The organism is Pseudomonas sp. 8O, assembly GCF_902506495.1.
GTDB lineage: Bacteria > Pseudomonadota > Gammaproteobacteria > Pseudomonadales > Pseudomonadaceae > Aquipseudomonas > Aquipseudomonas chaetocerotis.
Map to the genome: position 1 here is coordinate 1,043,488 of NZ_LR733264.1, position 19,141 is coordinate 1,062,628.

The 19,141-nt window shown below is 64.1% G+C and carries 17 protein-coding genes; 14 read left to right on the top strand and 3 right to left on the bottom strand.

Annotated elements, in window-relative coordinates:
- Positions 1–5: 5 nt before the first annotated feature.
- Both GV002_RS07545 and GV002_RS07550 read left to right on the top strand, forming a co-directional pair.
- The gene (locus GV002_RS07545; RefSeq protein WP_160017750.1) at positions 6–1,271 is read left to right on the top strand and encodes a histidine kinase; all 1,266 of its coding nucleotides are present in this window, start codon (positions 6–8) and stop codon (positions 1,269–1,271) included.
- Positions 1,268–1,918 (top strand): response regulator transcription factor, encoded by a 651-nt coding sequence (locus tag GV002_RS07550; RefSeq protein ID WP_160017751.1) that lies wholly within the window; start codon positions 1,268–1,270, stop codon positions 1,916–1,918. Before GV002_RS07545 ends, GV002_RS07550 begins: the two co-directional genes overlap by 4 nt.
- Positions 1,919–2,719: 801 nt before the next feature.
- On the opposite strand, the gene GV002_RS07555 is transcribed toward GV002_RS07550, so the two are convergent.
- Together GV002_RS07555 and exaA are read right to left on the bottom strand one after the other, a co-directional pair.
- Positions 2,720–3,379 carry a pentapeptide repeat-containing protein gene (locus GV002_RS07555; RefSeq protein ID WP_160017752.1) on the bottom strand — a complete coding sequence of 220 codons (660 nt, stop codon included), beginning with the start codon at positions 3,377–3,379 and terminating at the stop codon, positions 2,720–2,722.
- A gap of 165 nt (positions 3,380–3,544) precedes the next feature.
- On the bottom strand, positions 3,545–5,413 hold the full coding sequence (gene exaA / locus GV002_RS07560; RefSeq protein WP_160017753.1) for a quinoprotein ethanol dehydrogenase: 1,869 nt from the start codon (positions 5,411–5,413) through the stop codon (positions 3,545–3,547).
- A gap of 329 nt (positions 5,414–5,742) precedes the next feature.
- Here exaA and pedF point away from each other — a divergent pair, with 329 nt between their 5' ends.
- The 4 genes from pedF to GV002_RS07580 all read left to right on the top strand — a co-directional run bounded on the left by pedF (position 5,743) and on the right by GV002_RS07580 (position 8,941).
- Positions 5,743–6,165 (top strand): cytochrome c-550 PedF, encoded by a 423-nt coding sequence (gene pedF / locus GV002_RS07565; protein WP_160017754.1) that lies wholly within the window; start codon positions 5,743–5,745, stop codon positions 6,163–6,165.
- A gap of 148 nt (positions 6,166–6,313) precedes the next feature.
- Entirely contained in the window at positions 6,314–7,186 is an 873-nt protein-coding gene (locus tag GV002_RS07570; protein ID WP_160017755.1) for a substrate-binding periplasmic protein, read from the top strand.
- Between the two features lie 21 nt (positions 7,187–7,207).
- Positions 7,208–7,957 (top strand): quinoprotein dehydrogenase-associated SoxYZ-like carrier, encoded by a 750-nt coding sequence (locus tag GV002_RS07575; protein ID WP_160017756.1) that lies wholly within the window; start codon positions 7,208–7,210, stop codon positions 7,955–7,957.
- Positions 7,958–8,011: 54 nt separating this feature from the next.
- The gene (locus tag GV002_RS07580) at positions 8,012–8,941 is read left to right on the top strand and encodes a quinoprotein relay system zinc metallohydrolase 1 (RefSeq protein WP_160017757.1); all 930 of its coding nucleotides are present in this window, start codon (positions 8,012–8,014) and stop codon (positions 8,939–8,941) included.
- A 221-nt stretch (positions 8,942–9,162) separates the two neighbouring features.
- On the opposite strand, the gene GV002_RS07585 is transcribed toward GV002_RS07580, so the two are convergent.
- Complete coding sequence (locus tag GV002_RS07585; RefSeq protein ID WP_160017758.1) at positions 9,163–9,549, bottom strand: hypothetical protein; 387 nt, start codon at positions 9,547–9,549, stop codon at positions 9,163–9,165.
- Between the two features lie 217 nt (positions 9,550–9,766).
- On the opposite strand from GV002_RS07585, the gene GV002_RS07590 reads away from it, so the two are divergent.
- The 8 genes from GV002_RS07590 to GV002_RS07625 all read left to right on the top strand — a co-directional run bounded on the left by GV002_RS07590 (position 9,767) and on the right by GV002_RS07625 (position 19,132).
- Positions 9,767–11,542, top strand: coding sequence for a methanol/ethanol family PQQ-dependent dehydrogenase (locus GV002_RS07590; protein WP_160017759.1), 1,776 nt, complete (start codon positions 9,767–9,769; stop codon positions 11,540–11,542).
- A gap of 330 nt (positions 11,543–11,872) precedes the next feature.
- On the top strand, positions 11,873–13,393 hold the full coding sequence (locus tag GV002_RS07595) for an aldehyde dehydrogenase family protein (protein WP_160017760.1): 1,521 nt from the start codon (positions 11,873–11,875) through the stop codon (positions 13,391–13,393).
- A 462-nt stretch (positions 13,394–13,855) separates the two neighbouring features.
- Positions 13,856–13,927, top strand: coding sequence for a pyrroloquinoline quinone precursor peptide PqqA (gene pqqA / locus GV002_RS07600; protein WP_003243383.1), 72 nt, complete (start codon positions 13,856–13,858; stop codon positions 13,925–13,927).
- Positions 13,928–13,974: 47 nt separating this feature from the next.
- Positions 13,975–14,889 carry a pyrroloquinoline quinone biosynthesis protein PqqB gene (pqqB, locus tag GV002_RS07605; RefSeq protein WP_160017761.1) on the top strand — a complete coding sequence of 305 codons (915 nt, stop codon included), beginning with the start codon at positions 13,975–13,977 and terminating at the stop codon, positions 14,887–14,889.
- Positions 14,890–14,988: 99 nt separating this feature from the next.
- Positions 14,989–15,741 carry a pyrroloquinoline-quinone synthase PqqC gene (pqqC, locus tag GV002_RS07610; RefSeq protein WP_160017762.1) on the top strand — a complete coding sequence of 251 codons (753 nt, stop codon included), beginning with the start codon at positions 14,989–14,991 and terminating at the stop codon, positions 15,739–15,741.
- Between the two features lie 100 nt (positions 15,742–15,841).
- Entirely contained in the window at positions 15,842–16,120 is a 279-nt protein-coding gene (gene pqqD / locus GV002_RS07615) for a pyrroloquinoline quinone biosynthesis peptide chaperone PqqD (protein WP_119695353.1), read from the top strand.
- Positions 16,092–17,246, top strand: a complete 1,155-nt coding sequence (gene pqqE / locus GV002_RS07620; protein WP_160017763.1) for a pyrroloquinoline quinone biosynthesis protein PqqE — start codon at positions 16,092–16,094, stop codon at positions 17,244–17,246. The genes pqqD and pqqE overlap by 29 nt, the downstream gene beginning before the upstream one ends.
- The gene (locus GV002_RS07625) at positions 17,234–19,132 is read left to right on the top strand and encodes an alpha/beta hydrolase family protein (protein WP_160017764.1); all 1,899 of its coding nucleotides are present in this window, start codon (positions 17,234–17,236) and stop codon (positions 19,130–19,132) included. Before pqqE ends, GV002_RS07625 begins: the two co-directional genes overlap by 13 nt.
- Positions 19,133–19,141 lie beyond the last annotated feature (9 nt).

Here is a 19,141-nt window from a genome sequence, read left to right on the forward strand (position 1 = left end):
AGTAGATGACTGCCCTGGGCCGCATCAACCTCGGTGTCAGCCTGCTGTTCGTGCTGGTGACCCTGGCCGGGTTGGCGCTGCTGCTGCGCCAGGCCAGTCATGATGTGCAGCGCGAGTTGCAGGCCGCCGAAGCGGTGGTGGAATACCTCGGTGAGGTGGCGCGCAGCAACCCCGGCAGCCTGCGCCCTGAGCTGACCAAGAACCTGCGGCATATTCGTGTGAGCTGGCTGCGCCCGGGCGATCACCCCAAGGTGCAGAGTGAGAGTGCCGTCGAACGCTGGATCGCCGAGCGCTTGCTGGGCTCCTCGTCGTTGGTGACTCACGTCTGGCCGCTGGCCGATGACCGCGAGCTGCACATCGCCCTCGATCCTTATGACGAGATCGAGGAAATCCAGGACTCGCTGTTGCAACTGCTGCTGCTCAGTGCCTTCGCTCTGATCCTCAGCCTCCTGACCATCCGCTTTGCCGTATGCCGTGCCCGGCGTGTGCTGGACGAGTTGCTCGCCGGCTTGCGTGAAGTCGGTGCCGGCCACTTTGACGCCCGCCTGCGCGATCACGGCCTGGCCGAGGCCAAGCATCTGGCGGCGCACTTCAACGCCATGGCCGTCACCCTGCAGCAGGTACAGGCGGACAACGCCGAACTGACTCAGGCGCTGCTGGAGCTGCAGGAGCGTGAGCGCACACGCCTCGGCCAGACCCTGCATGACGACCTGGGCCAATACCTCAGCGGCATTCGCGCCCAGGCCTGCCTGCTCAAGGTGATCGCCGACCGGCCGCAGCAGGTACAGGACACCGCGCGCCTGCTGGACGACAACTGCGAGCGCTTGCAGCAGGGCTTTCGCAGCCTGATTCGCGATCTCTACCCGGTGGTGCTGGAACGTCTTGAATTGGGCCCGGCGCTGCAGCAACTGGCCGTCGATTGGCAGCAGGCGCAAGGCATTCGCTGCCACCTGCAACTGGGCGAGCGATTGCCGAGTCTGCCGCTGGCGAGCAAGGCCCATCTCTATCGACTGGTGCAGGAGGCGCTGACCAACGTCGCCCGCCATGCCGATGCCAGTGAAGTACGCATTCGCCTGCAACGCCGGGGGCATGGGCTGCGCTTGCTGGTGCGTGATAACGGCCAGGGTACCGCACTGCCGCTGCGCCCCGGCATCGGCCTGCGCTCGATGCGTGAACGCAGCCGCAGCCTCGGTGGCGAGCTGCGCCTGCACAGTCGCCCGCAAGCCGGTTGGGCGTTGTGCCTGAACATTCCTCTGGAGGCGATGCGATGAAGGTTTTGTTGGTGGACGATCACGCCGTGGTGCGCCAGGGCTATGCCAGCTTGCTGCGCGCGCTGTTGCCGGATGTGCAGTTGCGTGAGGCCTGCGACGGCGAGCAGGCCCTGCAGCGAGTGCAGGAAGAGATACCCAATCTGGTGGTCATGGACATAGGTCTGCCCGGCATCAGCGGCCTGGAAACCACCCGCCGCCTGCGCCAGCGCCTGCCGCAGCTGCGTATCCTGTTCTTCAGCATGCACGACGAACTGCCGTTGGTGCGTCAGGCTCTGGACGTCGGCGCCATCGGCTACCTGACCAAGAACTCGTCACCGGAAGTGCTGGTGGAAGCGGTCAAACGCACCGCCGCCGGCCACGCCTATATCGAACAGCAACTGGCCACCCAGCTGGCCTGCAACCCCACCAGCAGCGACGGCCTCGACCCACGGCTGCGCGAACTGACCCAACGCGAATTCGAAATCTTCGTCATGCTCGCCCGCGGCCTGCCACCGAGGCAGATCGCCGAGAAGCTGTGCATCAGCGCCAAGACCCTGTCTAACTACCAGACTCTGGTGAAGAACAAGCTACAGATCGCCTCGCAGGTGGAGCTGGTGCACCTGGCCATCGACAGTGGGGTGGTGCGGGTGGGGTTGGAGAGTGCTTGATCGGTGACGGCAGGCTGCAATGGCCTGCTCGCAGAGCCAATGAACATGATCGAAGCGGGTGACCAATCGCTTGGTTTGATCGTTCCCACGCTCTGCGTGGTAATGCAGCCTGGACGCTTCGCGTCCGCTTGTAGGCCGTAGTGCAGCTGAGTCCGCTGGCGACGCAGAGCGTCGCGGGCTAGCTCCCACGCGGAGCGTGGGAGCCATATGTCGCTTCCCTTGGCCTCACTCGCTGCCTTCCCGCACCACCTGGCAAACCGTATTCGCTGGGGATGCGTGTGGCAGTGCGGTGGTCACGGCGGTTGTAGGGCAGGTGCAACCCGCCCGCGCTAGCTCTATTGATCGTTCCCACGCTCTGCGTGGTAATGCAGCCCTCGACGCTCCGCGTCCGCTTGTAGGTCGCAGCGCAGCTGAGTCCGCTGGCGACGCAGAGCGTCGCGGGCTAGCTCCCACGCGGAGCATGGGAGCCATATGTCGCTTCTATTGATCGTTCCCACGCTCTGCGTGGTAATGCAGCCCTCGACGCTCCGCGTCCGCTTGTAGGCCGCAGCGCAGCTGAGTTCGCTGGCGACGCAGAGCGTCGCGGGCTAGCTCCCACGCGGAGCGTGGGAGCCATATGTCGCTTCCCTTGGCCTCACTCGCTGCCTTCCCGCACCACCTGGCAAACCGTATTCGCTGGGGATGCGTGTGGCAGTGCGGTGGTCAGGGTAGTCGTAGGGCGGGTGCAACCCGCCAGAGCTAGCTCTATTGGTGGGCTGAAGCGGATCGCCGTCCGGCCCACCCTACGTGGTTTGCGGGGAATCAGTCCCAGCCCTTGGGGCATTGCACGCAGCCGGGCATGTTGGCGCCCTGAAAGTTGCCGAAGCGTACCCGTGCGCCAGTGAGATTGGCGTTTTCCAGGTTGGAGCCGCCGAGTTTAACTTCCTGCAGGTTGGCGTCTTCCAGATGCGCGCCCTTGAGGTCGGCCTTGCTCAGCCAGGTCATTTCCAGGTTGGCGGCCTGCAGTTGGACGTTGTGCAGCTTGGCGCCGGAAAGGCGGGCGAACTCCAGGTTGGCGGCGCGCATGTCGGCGCCTTCGAATTGCGCAGCCTGGCCGAACAGGGCCCAGCCGCTGATGGCCACCAGGCTGGCACCGGACAGGTCGGCCAGGCGCAGGTTGCTCTGTTGCAGGCTGGCGCGGGTCAGGTTGGCGCCGCGCAGCTTGGCCTTTTCCAGATTGGCCAGGTCGAGGTTGACGTGGCGCAGGTCGGCGCCGGAGAGATCCGCACCGGACAGATCCATGCGGCGCATGTCCATGTTGCGCAGGTCGGCGCCGCGCAGGTTGGCGTTGGGGCATTTGCTGTCGGGTTCGATGCGGCAGCCGTTGATCTGCAGGACGCCGTCGCTCTCGGTTTCGGCGCCGATGGCGTGGCTGCCGATTACCAGCAGCAGGACCGGGATAAGCAGGGGCAGGTAGTTCATGGCGAGTCCTCGGGGGTGAGTGCCTGATTCGCTTCGTGGCTGAAGCGGAGCTCCTACGGGAACGGGTAGGGTGCGCCGTGTGCACCGCGGGTGAATGCGATAACTAGGTGGCTGTGAAAAGCTGGTGCGCATGGCGCACCCTACGGTGCGCCATGCTTTCAACCGTTAGCGTTTGGCGCTGGCCTTGTCCCAGCTCGGCAGCTTGAACACCCAGAAGGAACCGCCCTGGGCGACCGGCTTGGTCAGGTCGGCCATATCGCCGCCCCACAGCGGCACGGCGCCGCCGTAACCGGCGGTCACACCGATGTACTGCTCACCGTCCTGTTCCCAGGTGACGGGCGGGGAGATGATCCCGGTGCCGACCTGGAACTTCCACAGCTCCTCGCCGTTCTTGGCGTCGAAGGCCTTGAAGTAACCGTCGCCGGTGCCGGTGAACACCAGATTGCCCTTGGTGGCGAGTACGCCGGCCCACAGTGGCAGGCGCTCCTTGTGTTCCCAGGCGACCTTGCCGGTGGTCGGGTTCATCGCGCGCAGGATGCCGACGTGGTCGTCGAACAGGCGCTTGATGCGAAAGCCCATGCCCAGGTAGGCGGAACCCTTCTTGTAGTGCGCCTCTTCGGCCCAGTAGTCCTCCTTCCAGTGGTTGGCCGGTACGTAGAACAGGCCGGTGTCCTGGCTGTAGGCCATGGGGTTCCAGTTCTTGCCGCCGAGGAAGGGTGGGGAGACCTCGACCACTTCACCCTTGCTTTCGCCCGGCTTCGGCTTCGGCTTCTGCGGGCGCTGGCCTTCGTTCTCGACCGGACGACCGGTTTCCAGGTCGATGTGGCTGGCCCAGGTGATCTTGTCGACGAAGGGGAAGGCGTTCTTCAATTTGCCGTTGGCGCGGTCGACCACATAGAAGAAGCCGTTGCGGTCGGCGTGGGCGGTGGCCTTGGTGACCTTGCCGTCCTTGTCCTTGTAGTCGAACAGCACCAGCTCGTTGTTGCCGGAGAAGTCCCAGGCATCGTTCGGGGTGTGCTGGTAGAACCACTTCACTTCACCGGTGGTGGGGTCGACGCCGACCTGGCCGGAGGTGTACAGGCTGTCGTAGTCCTTGGGATTACCGCCGTCGCTGGTGCGCGCCCAGCCGTTCCAGGGTGCCGGGTTGCCAGCGCCGATGATGATGGTGTTGGTTTCGGCATCGAAACTGGCGCTCTGCCACGGCGCACCACCGCCCTGGCTCCAGGCTTCCTTCTTGCCGGTCGGGTGGTTGGGATCATCCGGCCAGCTCGGCGCCTTGACGTCGCCGGTCGGGGTGCTGTCCTTGCCGTTCAGGCGGCCCATGTGGCCTTCGACGAACGGACGCATCCAAACTTCCTCGCCGGTATCCGGGTCGCGGGCGAACAGGCGGCCGACCACGCCGAATTCGTCACCAGAGCTGCCGTGGATCAGCAGCACCTTGCCGCTCTTGCCGTCCTTCACGATGGTCGGCGCGCCGGTCATGGTGTAGCCGGCAGAGTGATCACCGAACTTCTTGTTCCAGACCACCTTGCCGGTGTCCTTGTTCAGCGCCACGACGCGGGCGTCGAGGGTGCCGAAGTAGATCTTGTCGCCATAGATGGCGGCGCCACGGTTGACCACGTCGCAGCACGGGCGGATGTCGTCGGGCAGGCGATGGCTATAGGTCCACAGGCGCTTGCCGGTCTTGGCATCCAGGGCGAATACCCGCGAGTAGGAGCCGGTCACGTAGACCACGCCGTCGTGGATGATGGCCTGGGATTCCTGGCCGCGCTGTTTCTCGTCACCGAAGGAGTAGCTCCAGGCCGGTGTCAGCTTGAACACGTTTTCGGCGTTCACCTGAGCCAGTGGGCTCCAGCGCTGGGCATTGGTGCCCAAGCCGTACTGCAGCACGTTGCTGGTGGTGGTGTGGTCGTTGGCGATGTCGTCCCAGGTCACCGGCTTGGCGATCGCGCCCTGGCTCAGCGCCAGGCTGCCGGCCAGCATCAGGGCAAGCGCCAGGGGGCGTGGGGTGCTGGGTAGGTTTCTTGTTGTCATCGTTGTGCTTCCCATTGGAGGTGGTAGGTCGCTGCAGTGGCACCGTGAGAACGCGGTGCAGGAGAGGTTCTGCAGTGGCAAGCCGATGGTGGTACCCGGCCACCTTTGCGCCTACGGAAAAACTCCCGCCCTTGCCGGGAGGATTTCCCGGCCGGCACATGACTTGGCCTTGCTGCCAAGGCATCACGCACACCCCCACCCAAGCCCTACTACCAAGGGACTAGAGCCCGGCCACCAAAGCAGCATTCGGTGCTTTGCGCGGCCTTTCTAAGATGGTCGTCACGAGCTCTGAACGGGCTGTCTTACGTGCATTCGATGAGGTCCTGGCCATGAACAACAAGAAGATCAAAACCACCCTGGCGTTGCTGCTGCTCGCTGCGTCTACCACCCTCTGGGCACACGGCGACGTGGTGCCGCAGGCGGTGAACACCGATGGGCTGGAACCCTTGGGTGAAGAGTGGCTGGACGAGAACCCCTACCGCGACAACCCGCGCGCCATCGAGATCGGCTCCTCGGCGTACAACCAGAACTGCGCCGCCTGCCACGGCCTGGAGGCCAAATCCGGTGGTATCGCTCCGGACCTGCGCTTGTTGGAGCTGGGGGCCAGCGGTGACGAATGGTTCAAGGAGCGCGTGATCAATGGCGCGGTGCGCGATGGCCGCGTGTACATGCCGAAGATGGCTGACTTCCTCAGTCAGGAAGCGCTGTGGGCGGTGCGCAGCTATCTGGAGAGCGTGCACGTCGAGGAGTAAGCGCTTGATGATAAATCTGCTGCGCTCGGCATCTCGCGTATCGGCGGTGCTCGCAATGCTCATGCATTTCAATACATTCCGCTTGCTGCGCGCAGGCCCTGCGCGACCTGCCATCGCTCGCGACGATTTCTTCATAAGCGCTCGCACAATGCACCGGCTGATCGCTTTTTGGGCTCTGCTGCTGTGCCTCGGCACTGCTCAGGCACAGGTGCGCGATTTTGACCGCATCACCGAGTCGGGCACTCTGCGTGTGGCGCTGTACCAGAACTTCCCGCCTTACAGCTACGAGCAGGATGGCCAGCCGCGCGGCGTCGACTACGAGCTGGCCAAGGCACTGGCCGAAGGGCTCGGCCTGAAGCTGGAGCTCATGTGGGCGCCGCCAGGCGAAAAGCTTGACGACGACCTGCGTGACTACATCTGGCGTGGCCGGGTGACTGCGCAGGGTCAGTTGGCCGATCTGATGCTGCGCGTGCCGTACGACCGTGACTACGCGCAGATGCGCAATGAACTGGGTGAGTTGGTCAACGAGCGCGTGGTGATGTTCGGTCCCTACCAGCGCGAGCGCTGGCAGTTGGCCTTCGATCGTCGGCGTCTACCCGAAGTGCCGAGCATCGTTGCTTTGCGCCAGCACCCGGTCGGGGTGGAGGTCGAGAGCGTGCCGTCGTTCTACCTGAGTTCGGTGCAGGGCGGCATGCTCAGTCAGGAAACCCGGCATTACCCGACGCCGAAGCGGGCCTTTGCGGCCATGCAGGGTGGTGAGGTGGATGCGGTGATGGCCCTGCGTGGCGAGGTGGATTGGCTGCTACACGAGGCGGACGATCCGCAGCTGGCGCTGGCCGAGAATGCCTATCCGGACATGGGCCGGCAGATCTGGGAAATCGGCATGGCGGTACACGAGACCAATCGACAACTGGCCTATGCCCTGGAAGAACAGCTGGAAAACCTGATTCTCGATGGCTCGCTCGAGCGCCTGTACGCGCGCTACGGGCTGCGTTACGAGAAGCCAGAACAATACCAATAAGAGTCGAGCCGGAGGTGGGCGATGGATTGGCGTAGCCTGATGTTGCTGGCCCTGTTTGCCTGGGCCTGGGAAGCGCGGGCGGCCGCGCCCGATCCGGTCACCTCGGTGATGTGGGATTACTACCATCAGCGCCTGCTCAACGGAGAAGCCTTCGTCTTCGACGACAAGGTTCGCCTCGAGGTGCCGCCATTCGCCGAGGATGCGCGCCAGGTGCCGATCCAGATCGACGCCAGCGCCTACCGCGGCAAGGTCAAGCGCATTCTGGCCTGGGCCGAGCTCAATCCCATCCCGCGTATTCTCGACTTCGCCCCTGGCGAGCACCTGGAGCCGAGTCTGGCCATTCGCATTCGGGTCGAGCAGGCCACGCCGATTCGCGCGGCGGTGCTCACCGACGATGGCGTCTGGCATATCGGCTCGGCTCGTGTCGAAGCAGCAGGCGGTGGGTGCACAGCGCCCAGCGTGGTTCGTGCCGAGGCCGGCTGGGAGGAGCGTCTGGGCCAGGTACTGGGCAAACGCTTCGTGCGCGGTGAGGACAGCCGCCTGCGCCTGCAGGTCTCGCACCCGATGGATAACGGCCTGGTTGGCGGCATCCCCGAGTTCTACATCGAACAAGCCGAGTTGCGCGATGCCGATGGCCAGGTGCTGGGACGTATCGAGCTGTTCCCGGCGGTTAGCGAGAATCCGACGCTGACCTTCGATGTGCGCGGTGACCGGCACGCCGAACTGTGGCTGCGTGACAACAACGGCAACGAATTTCAGGCCGCGTTCTGAACGCTGCAGCCTGTAGGGTGCGCCGTGCGCACCAACCCCATCTAGGAGGCCACCATGCGCTGGATGCTATTGATGATGTGCCTGTTCGCCAGCCTGGCTCAGGCACTCGACTACCACCTGCAACCCCGACAAATCGCTGATGGCGTCTGGCTGCTGGAAGGCAGTACCGATAATTTCGCTGTGGAAAACGGCGGCAATATCGTCAATATCGGCTTCATCGAAACTGCGGACGGGGTGGTGGTGATCGATACCGGCCCGTCGCGTCGTTTCGGTGAGGCGTTGCGCCAGAGCATCGAGAAAACTACTGGCAAGCCCGTGGTGCGCGTGTTGCTGACCCATCACCACCCGGATCATGTACTGGGCAACCAGGCTTTCGCTGACACGCCCATCGCGGCGCTACCCGAGACCAGCCGGTTGCTGGCCGAGCAGGGCGATGCGATGGCAGAGAACATGTACCGCCTGGTCGGCGACTGGATGCGTGGCACCGAGGTGGTGCTGCCCACCGAAGAGATACAGGAAGGCGTACTTGCGATCGGCGACAGGCGCCTGCAACTGCTGGCGCTGCGCGGGCATACCGGCGCCGACCTGGCGATTCTCGACGAGCGCACGGGCGTGTTGTTCGCCGGCGATGTCCTGTTCTATCAGCGCGCACTGACCACGCCGAACAGCCCGGGGCTGGACGTATGGCTGGCCGACCTGGATCGGCTCGAAGCGTTGCCCTGGAAGCAGATTGTGCCCGGCCACGGGCCAGTGACCAAGGATGCGGCGCCGTTCGTGCAGATGCGTGATTACCTGGACTGGCTCGATGGTTTGCTGCGTGAGGGTGCGGAGCAGGGCGCGGAGATGAACGAGCTGATCCGCGCCCCCATCCCCGAGCGGTTCGCCCAGGTCAGCCTGAGTCGTTACGAGCTGATCCGCAGCGCCAGCCATCTCTACCCGCGCTACGAGCGCAACGCCATGGAGCGGGTGGATACCAACCCGTAGTAGCCCGCTTGCGGGCGATGGTGTTGGCCGGTGGGCTTTATCGCCGGCAAGCCGGCTCCTACAGGAGCACCAGCTTCGTAGCCCGGATGAAATCCGGGAGAAATATGCTCGCTACCCCCGGATTTCATCCGGGCTACAGGCTGCTCTTGTGGGAGGGGCTTTAGCCGCGACTTGCGTATAAGGGCGTCGCCGCTAAAGCGCCTCCCACATTACGTCTGAGGCTAAAGCTCTTCGTCGTCACGAATCAGCACGTAATGACGGCCGTGCTCGGTCTCTTCGTGGTCGTAGACGTAATACATCACCACGTCGCCCAGGCTGGACTGCACGGCCACGTAGTCACCGCTGTCGGGCATGAAGAACTCCCGGGTGGCGGGCTTGGCCACGCATTCGATGTGGGCCGTGACGAAGTGCGTGGGGTCTTCTTCGCCGTAGTAATCCTCGCGCTGGTGCGCATCCCAGTCCTGCGGCGGCTCGAAGGCGCCGGTGATGAGGACTTTGGCGTCGCCCAGATCCTGCTCTTCGGCATCCGGGTCCTGCTCGTCGGGGCGATAGACCGTGCAGTCCAGTGCATCGGGATGGTTGAGGATTTCCTGGCGAGGGTGGGGCACGGGCGTCTCCGGTCAGAATGTGCGGGCGGCCAAGTGTCAGGCAAAGCCGTGGCCGCCGCAATCTCCATGATTGCAGCCTGTGGAGCAGGTATTGCTACCAAGGAACGAGGAAAATCGGCTAGGGGTGCAATTGTTGGGTGGCCTGTGCGAGCCAAGAATTTGCGGCAGACCGGGAAAAATTCCCGGCAATAACAATGAACCCGCAGAGGTAGCCGCAATGAAACACGCCGGTCTTCGCCAGCCCTTCCTCCTCACCGCACTCTGTGCCGCCATGCTGTTGCCGTCCGCCGCCGCACTGGCGGTCACCGACGCCGAGATTCTCAAGGACGCCACCACCACCGACGAGATCGTCACCAACGGTCTCGGTCTGCAGGGCCAGCGTTACAGCCCGCTGAACATCCTCAACGATCAGAACGTCAAGGAACTGCGCCCGGTGTGGACCATGTCCTTCGGCGGCGAGAAGCAGCGCGGCCAACAGGCCCAGCCGCTGATCAAGGACGGCGTGATGTACGTCACCGCCTCCTACTCGCGGGTGTTCGCCGTCGACGCGCGTACCGGCAAGGAACTGTGGCAGTACGAGGCGCGCCTGCCGGACGACATCCGCCCCTGCTGCGACGTGATCAACCGTGGCGTTGCCCTGTACGACGATCTGGTGATCTTCGGCACCCTCGACGCCAAGCTGGTGGCGCTGAACAAGGACACCGGCAAGGTGGTGTGGCGCAAGAACGTCGCCGACCACAAGGCCGGCTATTCCATCACCGCCGCGCCGCTGGTGGTGGGTGGCAAGCTGATCACCGGCGTGTCTGGTGGTGAGTTCGGCGTGGTCGGCAAGATCGAGGCTTACGACCCGAAGAATGGCGAGCTGCTGTGGAGCCGCCCGACCGTCGAAGGCCACATGGGCTACGTCTACAAGGACGGCAAGGCGGTCGAGAACGGCATCAGCGGTGGCGAGTCCGGCAAGACCTGGCCGGGCGATCTGTGGAAGACCGGCGGCGCCGCGCCCTGGCTGGGCGGCTACTACGATGCCGACACCAATCTGCTGTTCTTCGGTACCGGTAACCCGGCGCCGTGGAACTCGCACCTGCGTCCCGGCGACAACCTCTATTCGTCCTCGCGCCTGGCGCTGAACCCGGACGACGGCAGCATCAAGTGGCACTTCCAGACCACGCCGCACGACGGTTGGGACTTCGACGGGGTCAACGAGTTGATCTCCTTCGATTACCAGGAAGGCGGCAAGACCGTGAAGGCCGCAGCGACCGCCGACCGCAATGGCTTTTTCTACGTGCTCGACCGCACCAACGGCAAGTTCATCCGTGGCTTCCCCTTCGTCGACAAGATCACCTGGGCCAAGGGCCTGGACAAGAATGGCCGGCCGATCTACGACGACAGCAACCGTCCCGGCTCGCCGAGCGCGAAGGAGAAGGGCAAGAGCGTGTTCTCCGCACCGGCCTTCCTCGGCGCGAAGAACTGGATGCCCATGGCCTACAGCCAGGACACAGGGCTGTTCTACGTGCCGTCCAACGAGTGGGGCATGGATATCTGGAACGAAGACATTGCCTACAAGAAGGGTGCGGCCTACCTGGGCGCCGGCTTCACCATCAAACCACTCAATGAGGACTACATCGGCGTGCTGCGCGCCATCGATCCGAAGACCGGTAAGGAAGTCTGGCGCCACAAGAACTATGCGCCGCTGTGGGGCGGGGTACTGACCACCAAGGGCAACCTGGTGTTCACCGGCAACCCGGAAGGCTACCTGCAGGCGTTCAACGCCAAGACCGGCGAGAAAGTCTGGGAATTCCAGACCGGCTCGGGCGTGATCGGCTCGCCCGTGACCTGGGAAATGGACGGCGAGCAGTACGTCTCGGTGCTATCCGGCTGGGGTGGTGCGGTGCCGCTGTGGGGCGGCGAGGTGGCCAAGCGCGTCAAGCACCTGAATCAGGGCGGCATGCTGTGGACCTTCAAGCTGCCGAAGGAACTGGTGGCCAAGCGCTGATTGCTTGAGGTCTCAGACGATGGCCGGACTCTGTCCGGCCATCGTCGTTTCCGGCGCCTGCCTGCCCGCGCCGAGTCGCTGTGAAATACCACGGCGGATTTTCGCGTTCGGGAACGCAAGACCAGGCGAACGGGTCTAGCCTTTAGCTTCCACAGCCTCGTGCCTCGCTGCCAAAAGCCCGTGCCAGACAGCTCTTGCCGCTCTACTACCAAATGACTAGGCGATCTGTGCCATGGGCGCATACCGAGGTTTCCGGGGGCTTCCTAAGATCGAACCATGACTCGCTTCCCCGATTGGCAGCGGGCTCCGACAACAAGAGAGGTCATCATCATGATTTACGCGAAACCGGGTTCCGCAGGCGCCGTCGTCACCCTCAAGCCGCGCTACGGCAACTATATCGGCGGTGAATTCGTCGCCCCGCTCAGTGGCCAGTATTTCAGCAACACCAGCCCGGTCGATGGCTCGGTGATCGCCGAATTCCCCCGTTCCAATGCTGCCGATATCGACAAGGCGCTGGACGCCGCTCATGCCGCCGCCGACGCCTGGGGCAAGACCTCGGTGCAGGAGCGTTCGCACATCCTGCTGAAGATCGCCGACCGCATCGAAGCCAACCTCGAACTGCTGGCCGTGGCCGAAACCTGGGACAACGGCAAGGCCGTGCGTGAGACGCTGAATGCCGACGTACCGCTCGCGGCCGACCACTTCCGCTACTTTGCCGGTTGCATCCGCGCCCAGGAAGGCAGCACCGCCGAGATCAACGAAGGCACCGTGGCCTATCACTTCCACGAGCCGCTGGGCGTGGTCGGGCAGATCATCCCGTGGAACTTCCCGCTGCTGATGGCGGCCTGGAAACTGGCCCCGGCCCTGGCCGCCGGCAACGCCATCGTGCTCAAGCCGGCCGAGCAGACGCCGCTGTCGATCACCCTGTTCGTCGAGTTGATCGGCGACCTGCTGCCGCCGGGCGTGCTCAACATCGTCCAGGGCTTCGGTCGCGAAGCCGGTGAAGCGCTGGCCACCAGCAAACGCATCGCCAAGATCGCCTTCACCGGCTCCACCCCGGTCGGCTCGCACATCCTCAAGTGCGCTGCCGAGAACATCATCCCGTCCACCGTCGAGCTGGGCGGCAAATCGCCGAACATCTTCTTTGCCGACATCATGAACGCCGAGCCGGCCTTCATCGAGAAGGCTGCCGAGGGGCTGGTGCTGGGCTTCTTCAACCAGGGCGAGGTGTGCACCTGCCCGTCGCGCGCGCTGGTGCAGGAGTCGATCTACGACGCCTTCATGGTCGAGGTGATGAAGAAGGTCAAGCAGATCAAGCGCGGCAACCCGCTGGACACCGACACCATGGTCGGCGCCCAGGCTTCGCAGCAGCAGTTCGACAAGATCCTCAGCTACCTCGAAATCGCCCAGCAGGAAGGCGCACAGGTGCTCACCGGTGGTGCGGCCGAGCGCCTGGACGGCGACTTGGCCAGCGGTTACTACATCCAGCCGACCCTGCTCAAGGGCACCAACCAGATGCGCGTGTTCCAGGAAGAGATCTTCGGGCCAGTGATCGGTGTGACCACCTTCAAGGACGAAGCCGAAGCCTTGGCGATTGCCAACGACACCGAGTTCGGCCTCGGCGCCGGCGTGTGGAGCCGCGACATGAACGTCGCCTACCGCATGGGGCGCGCGATCAAGGCCGGCCGCGTGTGGACCAACTGCTACCACCTGTACCCGGCGCATGCTGCCTTCGGTGGTTACAAGAAGTCCGGTGTCGGCCGTGAAACCCACAAGATGATGCTCGACCACTACCAGCAGACCAAGAACCTGCTGGTGAGCTACGACATCAACCCGCTGGGCTTCTTCTAAGACCCACCAGGCCGCATGCTCGCTCCGGTGTGCGGCCTTCTTGAGAGCGTAGGGTGCGCTGTGCGCACCGCTTGCCGGTGCCCGACCTCGTTGCGCGCAGCGCACCCTGGCGGATGGGTCGGCAGATGTTTATCGCGACGCGGCTTCGGCCGCGTTTTTTATTGGCGCCTGCAAAGAAAGCGCGCTGATGCAGCACGCGTCTGACTGGTAGGAGCGGATTGATCCGCGATAGGGCCGGCCTCGCACCCCGTTTCGTAGCCCGGATGCAATCCGGGGATGACCTCGATACTTCCCGGATTTCATCCGGGCTTCCCGCAGCTTGCATGCGCGTCTGGCAAAGCCCTGCCGCCTACCTACCAATGCCAGCCAAATCTCCTCCCAAAGTACCATTTGGCCTCTTGCCTGGCGGGGGCTTAATGGGGTTGCCGGAATGCCCCGGCTCAATAACAAGAGGACCGCATCATGTGGACTAAACCCGCCTACACCGATCTGCGTATTGGCTTCGAAGTGACGATGTATTTCGCCAACCGCTGATCGCTCCTGGCCCCGGCTCGTCCGGGGCATCCCCGCTGGTGACTTACATGCATATCCAGATTCTCGGTTCCGCCGCTGGCGGTGGCTTCCCCCAGTGGAACTGCAACTGCCGCAATTGCCGTGGCCTGCGCGCTGGCACGCTGCGGGCGCAACCGCGTACGCAGTCGTCCATCGCCATTTCCGATGACGCTCAGCAGTGGATCCTGTGCAATGCCTCGCCGGACATCCGCGCGCAGATCGAAGCCTTTCCGGCGCTGCAACCGGCGCGCAAGCTGCGTGATACGGCCATCGCCGGTATCGTCCTGCTCGACAGCCAGATCGACCACTGCACCGGCCTGCTGACCCTGCGCGAGGGCTGTCCGCATCAGGTCTGGTGTACCGAGATGGTGCATCAGGATCTGACCAGCGGCTTTGCGCTGTTCAACATGCTCAGCCACTGGAACGGTGGCCTGCAGCATCAGTTGATCGAGCTGGACGCCAAGCCCTTCAGCATTCCCGCGTGCCCGGCGCTGAGCATCACTGCCATCGCCCTGCGCAGCAGCGCACCGCCGTATTCGCCGCATCGCGGCAATCCGCATCCGGGCGACAACATCGGCCTGTTCATCGAGGACCGGCGCAACGGCCGCAGCCTGTTCTACGCCCCCGGTCTCGGCCAGGTGGACGAGCACTTGCTGAGCTGGATGCGCCGCGCCGACTGCCTGCTGGTAGACGGCACCCTGTGGCGCGACGACGAGATGCGCGTGTGCGAGGTCGGCGACAAGCTCGGCAGCGAGATGGGTCATCTCTGCCAGAGCGGCCCGGGCGGCATGATCGAAGTGCTCGACGGCCTGCCGAGCGCACGCAAGATCCTCATTCATATCAACAACACCAACCCGATTCTCGACCTGGATTCGCCCGAGCGTGCTGAGCTGGACGCGCATGGCATCGAGGTCGCGTTCGATGGCATGAGCATCGTTTTGTAGGGTGTTGCGGGGCCGCCCAGGCTGTGCGTACCAGCAATTCAGATGGCTAGCATTGGTGCGCACGGCGCACCCTACGGCAATGCGTACCGGAGCGTTCTGATGAGCCAACCTGCCATGACACCTGCCGAATTCGAGCAGGCGCTGCGCGCCAAGGGCGCGCTGTATCACATTCATCATCCGTTCCATCGTGCGATGTACGAAGGACGCGCCACCCGCGAGCAGATCCAGGGCTGGGTGGCCAACCGTTTCTACTACCAGGTCAACATCCCGCTGAAGGATGCGGCGATCCTCGCCAACTGCCCGGATCGCGAGACGCGGCGCGAGTGGATTCAGCGCGTCCTCGATCACGATGGGGCGCCGGGCGAGGAGGGCGGCATCGAGGCCTGGCTGCGCCTGGCCGAGTCGGTCGGTCTCGACCGCGAGCAGGTGCTGTCGCAGGAGCTGGTATTGCCCGGCGTGCGTTTCGCCGTCGATGCTTACGTCAACTTCGCTCGCCGCGCCAGCTGGCAGGAGGCGGCCAGTAGTTCGCTGACCGAACTGTTCGCCCCGCAGATTCATCAGTCGCGTCTGGATGCCTGGCCGCAGCACTACCCGTGGATCGACGCCACCGGCTATGACTACTTTCGCAAGCGCCTGAAAGAGGCGCGCCGCGATGTCGAGCATGGCCTGCGCATCACCCTCGAGCACTACCGCACCCGTGAAGCGCAGGAGCGCATGCTGCAGATCCTGCAGTTCAAGCTGGACGTGCTGTGGAGCATGCTCGACGCGATGAGCATGGCCTACGAGCTGCAACGCCCGCCGTATCACACAGTGACAGCCACGCGCGCCTGGCATCGGGGTATAGCCTTATGAGTTTCGAGCAAGCGGTGCGCACGGCGCACCCTACGGTCGCATTTCCGTTCGACGCGCCCTTTGTAGGGTGCGCCGCGCGCACCAGTTTGGAGTCAGAAGTATGACCGCCGCCATCTTGCCCAATATCCCCGCCATTCGCCGCGGCTTCCGTCTGCAGTTCGAACCGGCCCAGGGTTGTCACGTGCTGCTCTATCCGGAAGGCATGATCAAGCTCAACGACAGTGCCAGCGAGATTCTCCAGCAGGTCGACGGCAAGCGTTCGGTGGCCGAGATCATCGGCAACCTGCACCAGCGCTTCCCCGATGTGCCGGGCATCGACGAAGACATTCTTGCCTTCATGGAGGTGGCCCATGCTCAGTTCTGGATCGAGCTTCGCTAAGCCGGGCGTGCAGGTCGGCCCGCCGCTCTGGCTGCTGGCCGAGCTGACCTACCGCTGCCCCCTGCAGTGCCCGTATTGCTCCAACCCGCTGGATTTCGCCAAGCAGGGCACCGAGCTGAGTACCGCGGAGTGGATCGAGGTATTCCGCCAGGCCCGTGAGCTGGGCGCAGCGCAGTTGGGTTTTTCCGGCGGCGAGCCGCTGGTGCGCCAGGATCTGGCCGAGCTGATCGCGGCGGCGCGGGGGCTGGGCTACTACACCAACCTGATCACCTCCGGTATCGGCCTGACCGAGGCGCGCATCGCCGAGTTCGCCGACGCCGGGCTCGATCATATCCAGATCAGCTTCCAGGCTGCCGACGAAGAGGTGAACAACCTGCTGGCCGGATCGAAGAAGGCCTTCGCGCAGAAACTGGCGATGGCCCGTGCGGTCAAGGCTCACGGCTACCCGATGGTGCTCAACTTCGTCACCCACCGGCACAATATCGACAACATCGAGCGCATCATCGAGCTGTGCCTGGAGCTGGAGGCGGATTTCGTCGAACTCGCCACCTGTCAGTTCTACGGCTGGGCCGAGCTCAACCGTGCAGGGCTCCTGCCGACCCGCGCCCAGCTGGAGCGCGCCGAGCGCATCACCCAGCAGTGGCGCGACAAGCTGGCGGCCGAGAATCATCCGTGCAAGCTGATCTTCGTCACCCCGGATTACTACGAAGAGCGCCCCAAGGGCTGCATGAATGGCTGGGGTAACCTGTTCCTCGATATCACCCCGGACGGTACGGCACTGCCTTGCCACAGCGCGCGGCAGTTGCCGGTGCAGTTTCCCAATGTGCGCGAGCACAGCATCTCGCACATCTGGCGCGAGTCGTTTGGCTTCAACCGCTTCCGTGGTGACGACTGGATGTCCGAGCCGTGCCGTTCGTGCGACGAGAAGCACAAGGATTTCGGAGGCTGTCGCTGCCAGGCCTTCATGCTCACCGGCGATGCCAGCAACGCCGACCCGGTGTGCAGCAAGTCGGCGCACCATGGCGTGATTCTCGCCGCACGCCAGCAGGCCGACGAGGCCCCGCTGGGGCTGGAAGCGCTGCAGTACCGCAACGACAAGGCCTCGCGAATCATATGCAAAGCGTAGGGTGCGTCGTGCGCACCGGTTCTGACGCGATATGGAGTGCCGAACAGGCCGCAGCCGCCAGTGCTGACTTCGCCGAACTGCACGCTGCCCACGGCGGTTTGCTGTGGGTGGCGTTCGATCCTCAGCTGGCGCGTTGCGGGCTGTTCTTTTGCTGCGACGGCGTGGTGTGTGAACTGACGCCGCCAGGGTTTTCCGTGCGCAGCCGCGTCTACGAATACGGTGGTGGCGCCTGCTGTGCCACGGAGCAGGGCGTAGCCTTCGTCAACGAGCGTGATCAGCAGGTCTATCGCATCGATATTGGCCTGGACGGCGGTGCGCACGGCGCACCCTACCTGATAACTGATCAGCCTCACTGCCGTTATGGCGATTTGTCCTTCGTGCCCGCCTGGCAGGCGCTGTTGGCTGTAGAGGAAAACCATGAAGGCGATGCAGTGGTGCATCGCCTGGTACGCATCGGCCTTGGTGGCAAGCGCGAAGTATTGGTCGAGGGCGCCGATTTCTACGCTGCGCCGGTGGCCGACCCTGGTGGCCAGCGTCTGGGCTGGATCGAGTGGGATCGACCACATCAGCCCTGGGTCGTCACGCGCCTGTGCCAGCGTGAGTCCGGCGAGCGCATTCGGGTGCTGTCAGGTGAGACGGAGGATCGATCCCTGCAGCAGCCGCGTTTCGATATGCAGGGCCGATTGTGGGCGTTGAGCGACCGTGCCGGTTGGTGGCAGCCCGAGTGTATCGATGCCGATATGAATTGGGATGCTGCGCCCTGCGATCACGCCCCGGCGCCCTGGCAACTGGGCGGCCGAACCTATCTGCCGCTGGAAAACGATGAGCTGCTGCTGACCCGTTTCGAGGAGGGCGTCGGCGTTCTCGTAGCGTGCGCTGCGCGCACCGATTCTTTTGCCGCCGAGACCGCTGGTGCGCATGGCGCACCCTACGGTGAGCCAAGCACAGAGCGGCGACTGGCTGAAGGCTTTACCCGTTTCCGTAGCCTGGCCGCGGATGTCGAGCACTTCTACTGCATCGCTGGCGCCCCGGATCGTCTGCCGGCGGTGCTTGCCATTCGCCGAAGCGATGGAACCGTGCGGATACTCGCCGGTGGCGAGCAGCCCTTGCCCGATGAACAGCTATCACGGCCTCAGCCATTCAGCTGCGCGGTGGGTGAGGACGAACGCAGTCACGGCTTTTTCTACTCGCCCGTATCAACCTGCGAGCGCCCACCGCTGGTGATCTTCCTGCACGGTGGCCCGACCTCGGCCTGCTACCCGGTGTTCGATCCACGCATCGCCTTCTGGACGCTACGCGGCTACGCCGTGCTCGACCTCAACTACCGCGGCAGCAGCGGCTACGGTCGTGACTATCGCCTACGTCTGGCTGGCCAGTGGGGCGAGCTGGAGGTGCAGGACATTCGCGCCGCCATCGAGGCACTGGCCGAAGCGGGCCGTATCGATCCGCAGCGCGTATTCGTGCGTGGCGGCAGTGCGGGTGGTTTCAGTGCGCTGCGTGCACTGGTCGAGTTGCCGCTGCTACGCGGCGGCGCAAGCCTCTACGGAGTCAGCGACCCGCTGGCACTGCGCAGGCTGACCCACAAGTTCGAGGCGGATTATCTGGACTGGCTGATCGGCGATCCCGAGCAGGATGCCGAGCGCTACCGGGATCGCACCCCCCTGTTGCAGGCCGAACGGATCAAGGCACCGGTGATTTTCTTCCAGGGCGCGCTGGATGCCGTGGTGGTGCCGAGTCAGACCGAAAGCATGGTCGAGGCGCTGCGCCAACGCGGTTTACTGGTGCAATATCACCTGTTCGCCGAAGAACGCCATGGTTTCCGTCAGGCCACCAATCTGGCCGAGGCGCTGCGCGCCGAACATGCCTTCTATCAGCACCTGAGCTGATCGCAGCTC

Excerpts from the sequence above, each read along its gene's own strand:
- exaA (WP_160017753.1), bottom strand. The coding sequence starts at position 5,413 with ATGACAACAAGAAACCTACCCAGCACCCCACGCCCCCTGGCGCTTGCC.
- GV002_RS07545 (WP_160017750.1), top strand. The coding sequence starts at position 6 with ATGACTGCCCTGGGCCGCATCAACCTCGGTGTCAGCCTGCTGTTCGTG.
- GV002_RS07595 (WP_160017760.1), top strand. The coding sequence starts at position 11,873 with ATGATTTACGCGAAACCGGGTTCCGCAGGCGCCGTCGTCACCCTCAAG.
- pqqB (WP_160017761.1), top strand. The coding sequence starts at position 13,975 with ATGCATATCCAGATTCTCGGTTCCGCCGCTGGCGGTGGCTTCCCCCAG.
- GV002_RS07625 (WP_160017764.1), top strand. The coding sequence starts at position 17,234 with ATGCAAAGCGTAGGGTGCGTCGTGCGCACCGGTTCTGACGCGATATGG.
- pqqD (WP_119695353.1), top strand. The coding sequence starts at position 15,842 with ATGACCGCCGCCATCTTGCCCAATATCCCCGCCATTCGCCGCGGCTTC.
- GV002_RS07555 (WP_160017752.1), bottom strand. The coding sequence starts at position 3,379 with ATGAACTACCTGCCCCTGCTTATCCCGGTCCTGCTGCTGGTAATCGGC.
- pqqC (WP_160017762.1), top strand. The coding sequence starts at position 14,989 with ATGAGCCAACCTGCCATGACACCTGCCGAATTCGAGCAGGCGCTGCGC.
- GV002_RS07570 (WP_160017755.1), top strand. The coding sequence starts at position 6,314 with ATGCACCGGCTGATCGCTTTTTGGGCTCTGCTGCTGTGCCTCGGCACT.
- GV002_RS07580 (WP_160017757.1), top strand. The coding sequence starts at position 8,012 with ATGCGCTGGATGCTATTGATGATGTGCCTGTTCGCCAGCCTGGCTCAG.
- GV002_RS07590 (WP_160017759.1), top strand. The coding sequence starts at position 9,767 with ATGAAACACGCCGGTCTTCGCCAGCCCTTCCTCCTCACCGCACTCTGT.
- GV002_RS07550 (WP_160017751.1), top strand. The coding sequence starts at position 1,268 with ATGAAGGTTTTGTTGGTGGACGATCACGCCGTGGTGCGCCAGGGCTAT.
- pedF (WP_160017754.1), top strand. The coding sequence starts at position 5,743 with ATGAACAACAAGAAGATCAAAACCACCCTGGCGTTGCTGCTGCTCGCT.
- pqqE (WP_160017763.1), top strand. The coding sequence starts at position 16,092 with ATGCTCAGTTCTGGATCGAGCTTCGCTAAGCCGGGCGTGCAGGTCGGC.
- GV002_RS07575 (WP_160017756.1), top strand. The coding sequence starts at position 7,208 with ATGGATTGGCGTAGCCTGATGTTGCTGGCCCTGTTTGCCTGGGCCTGG.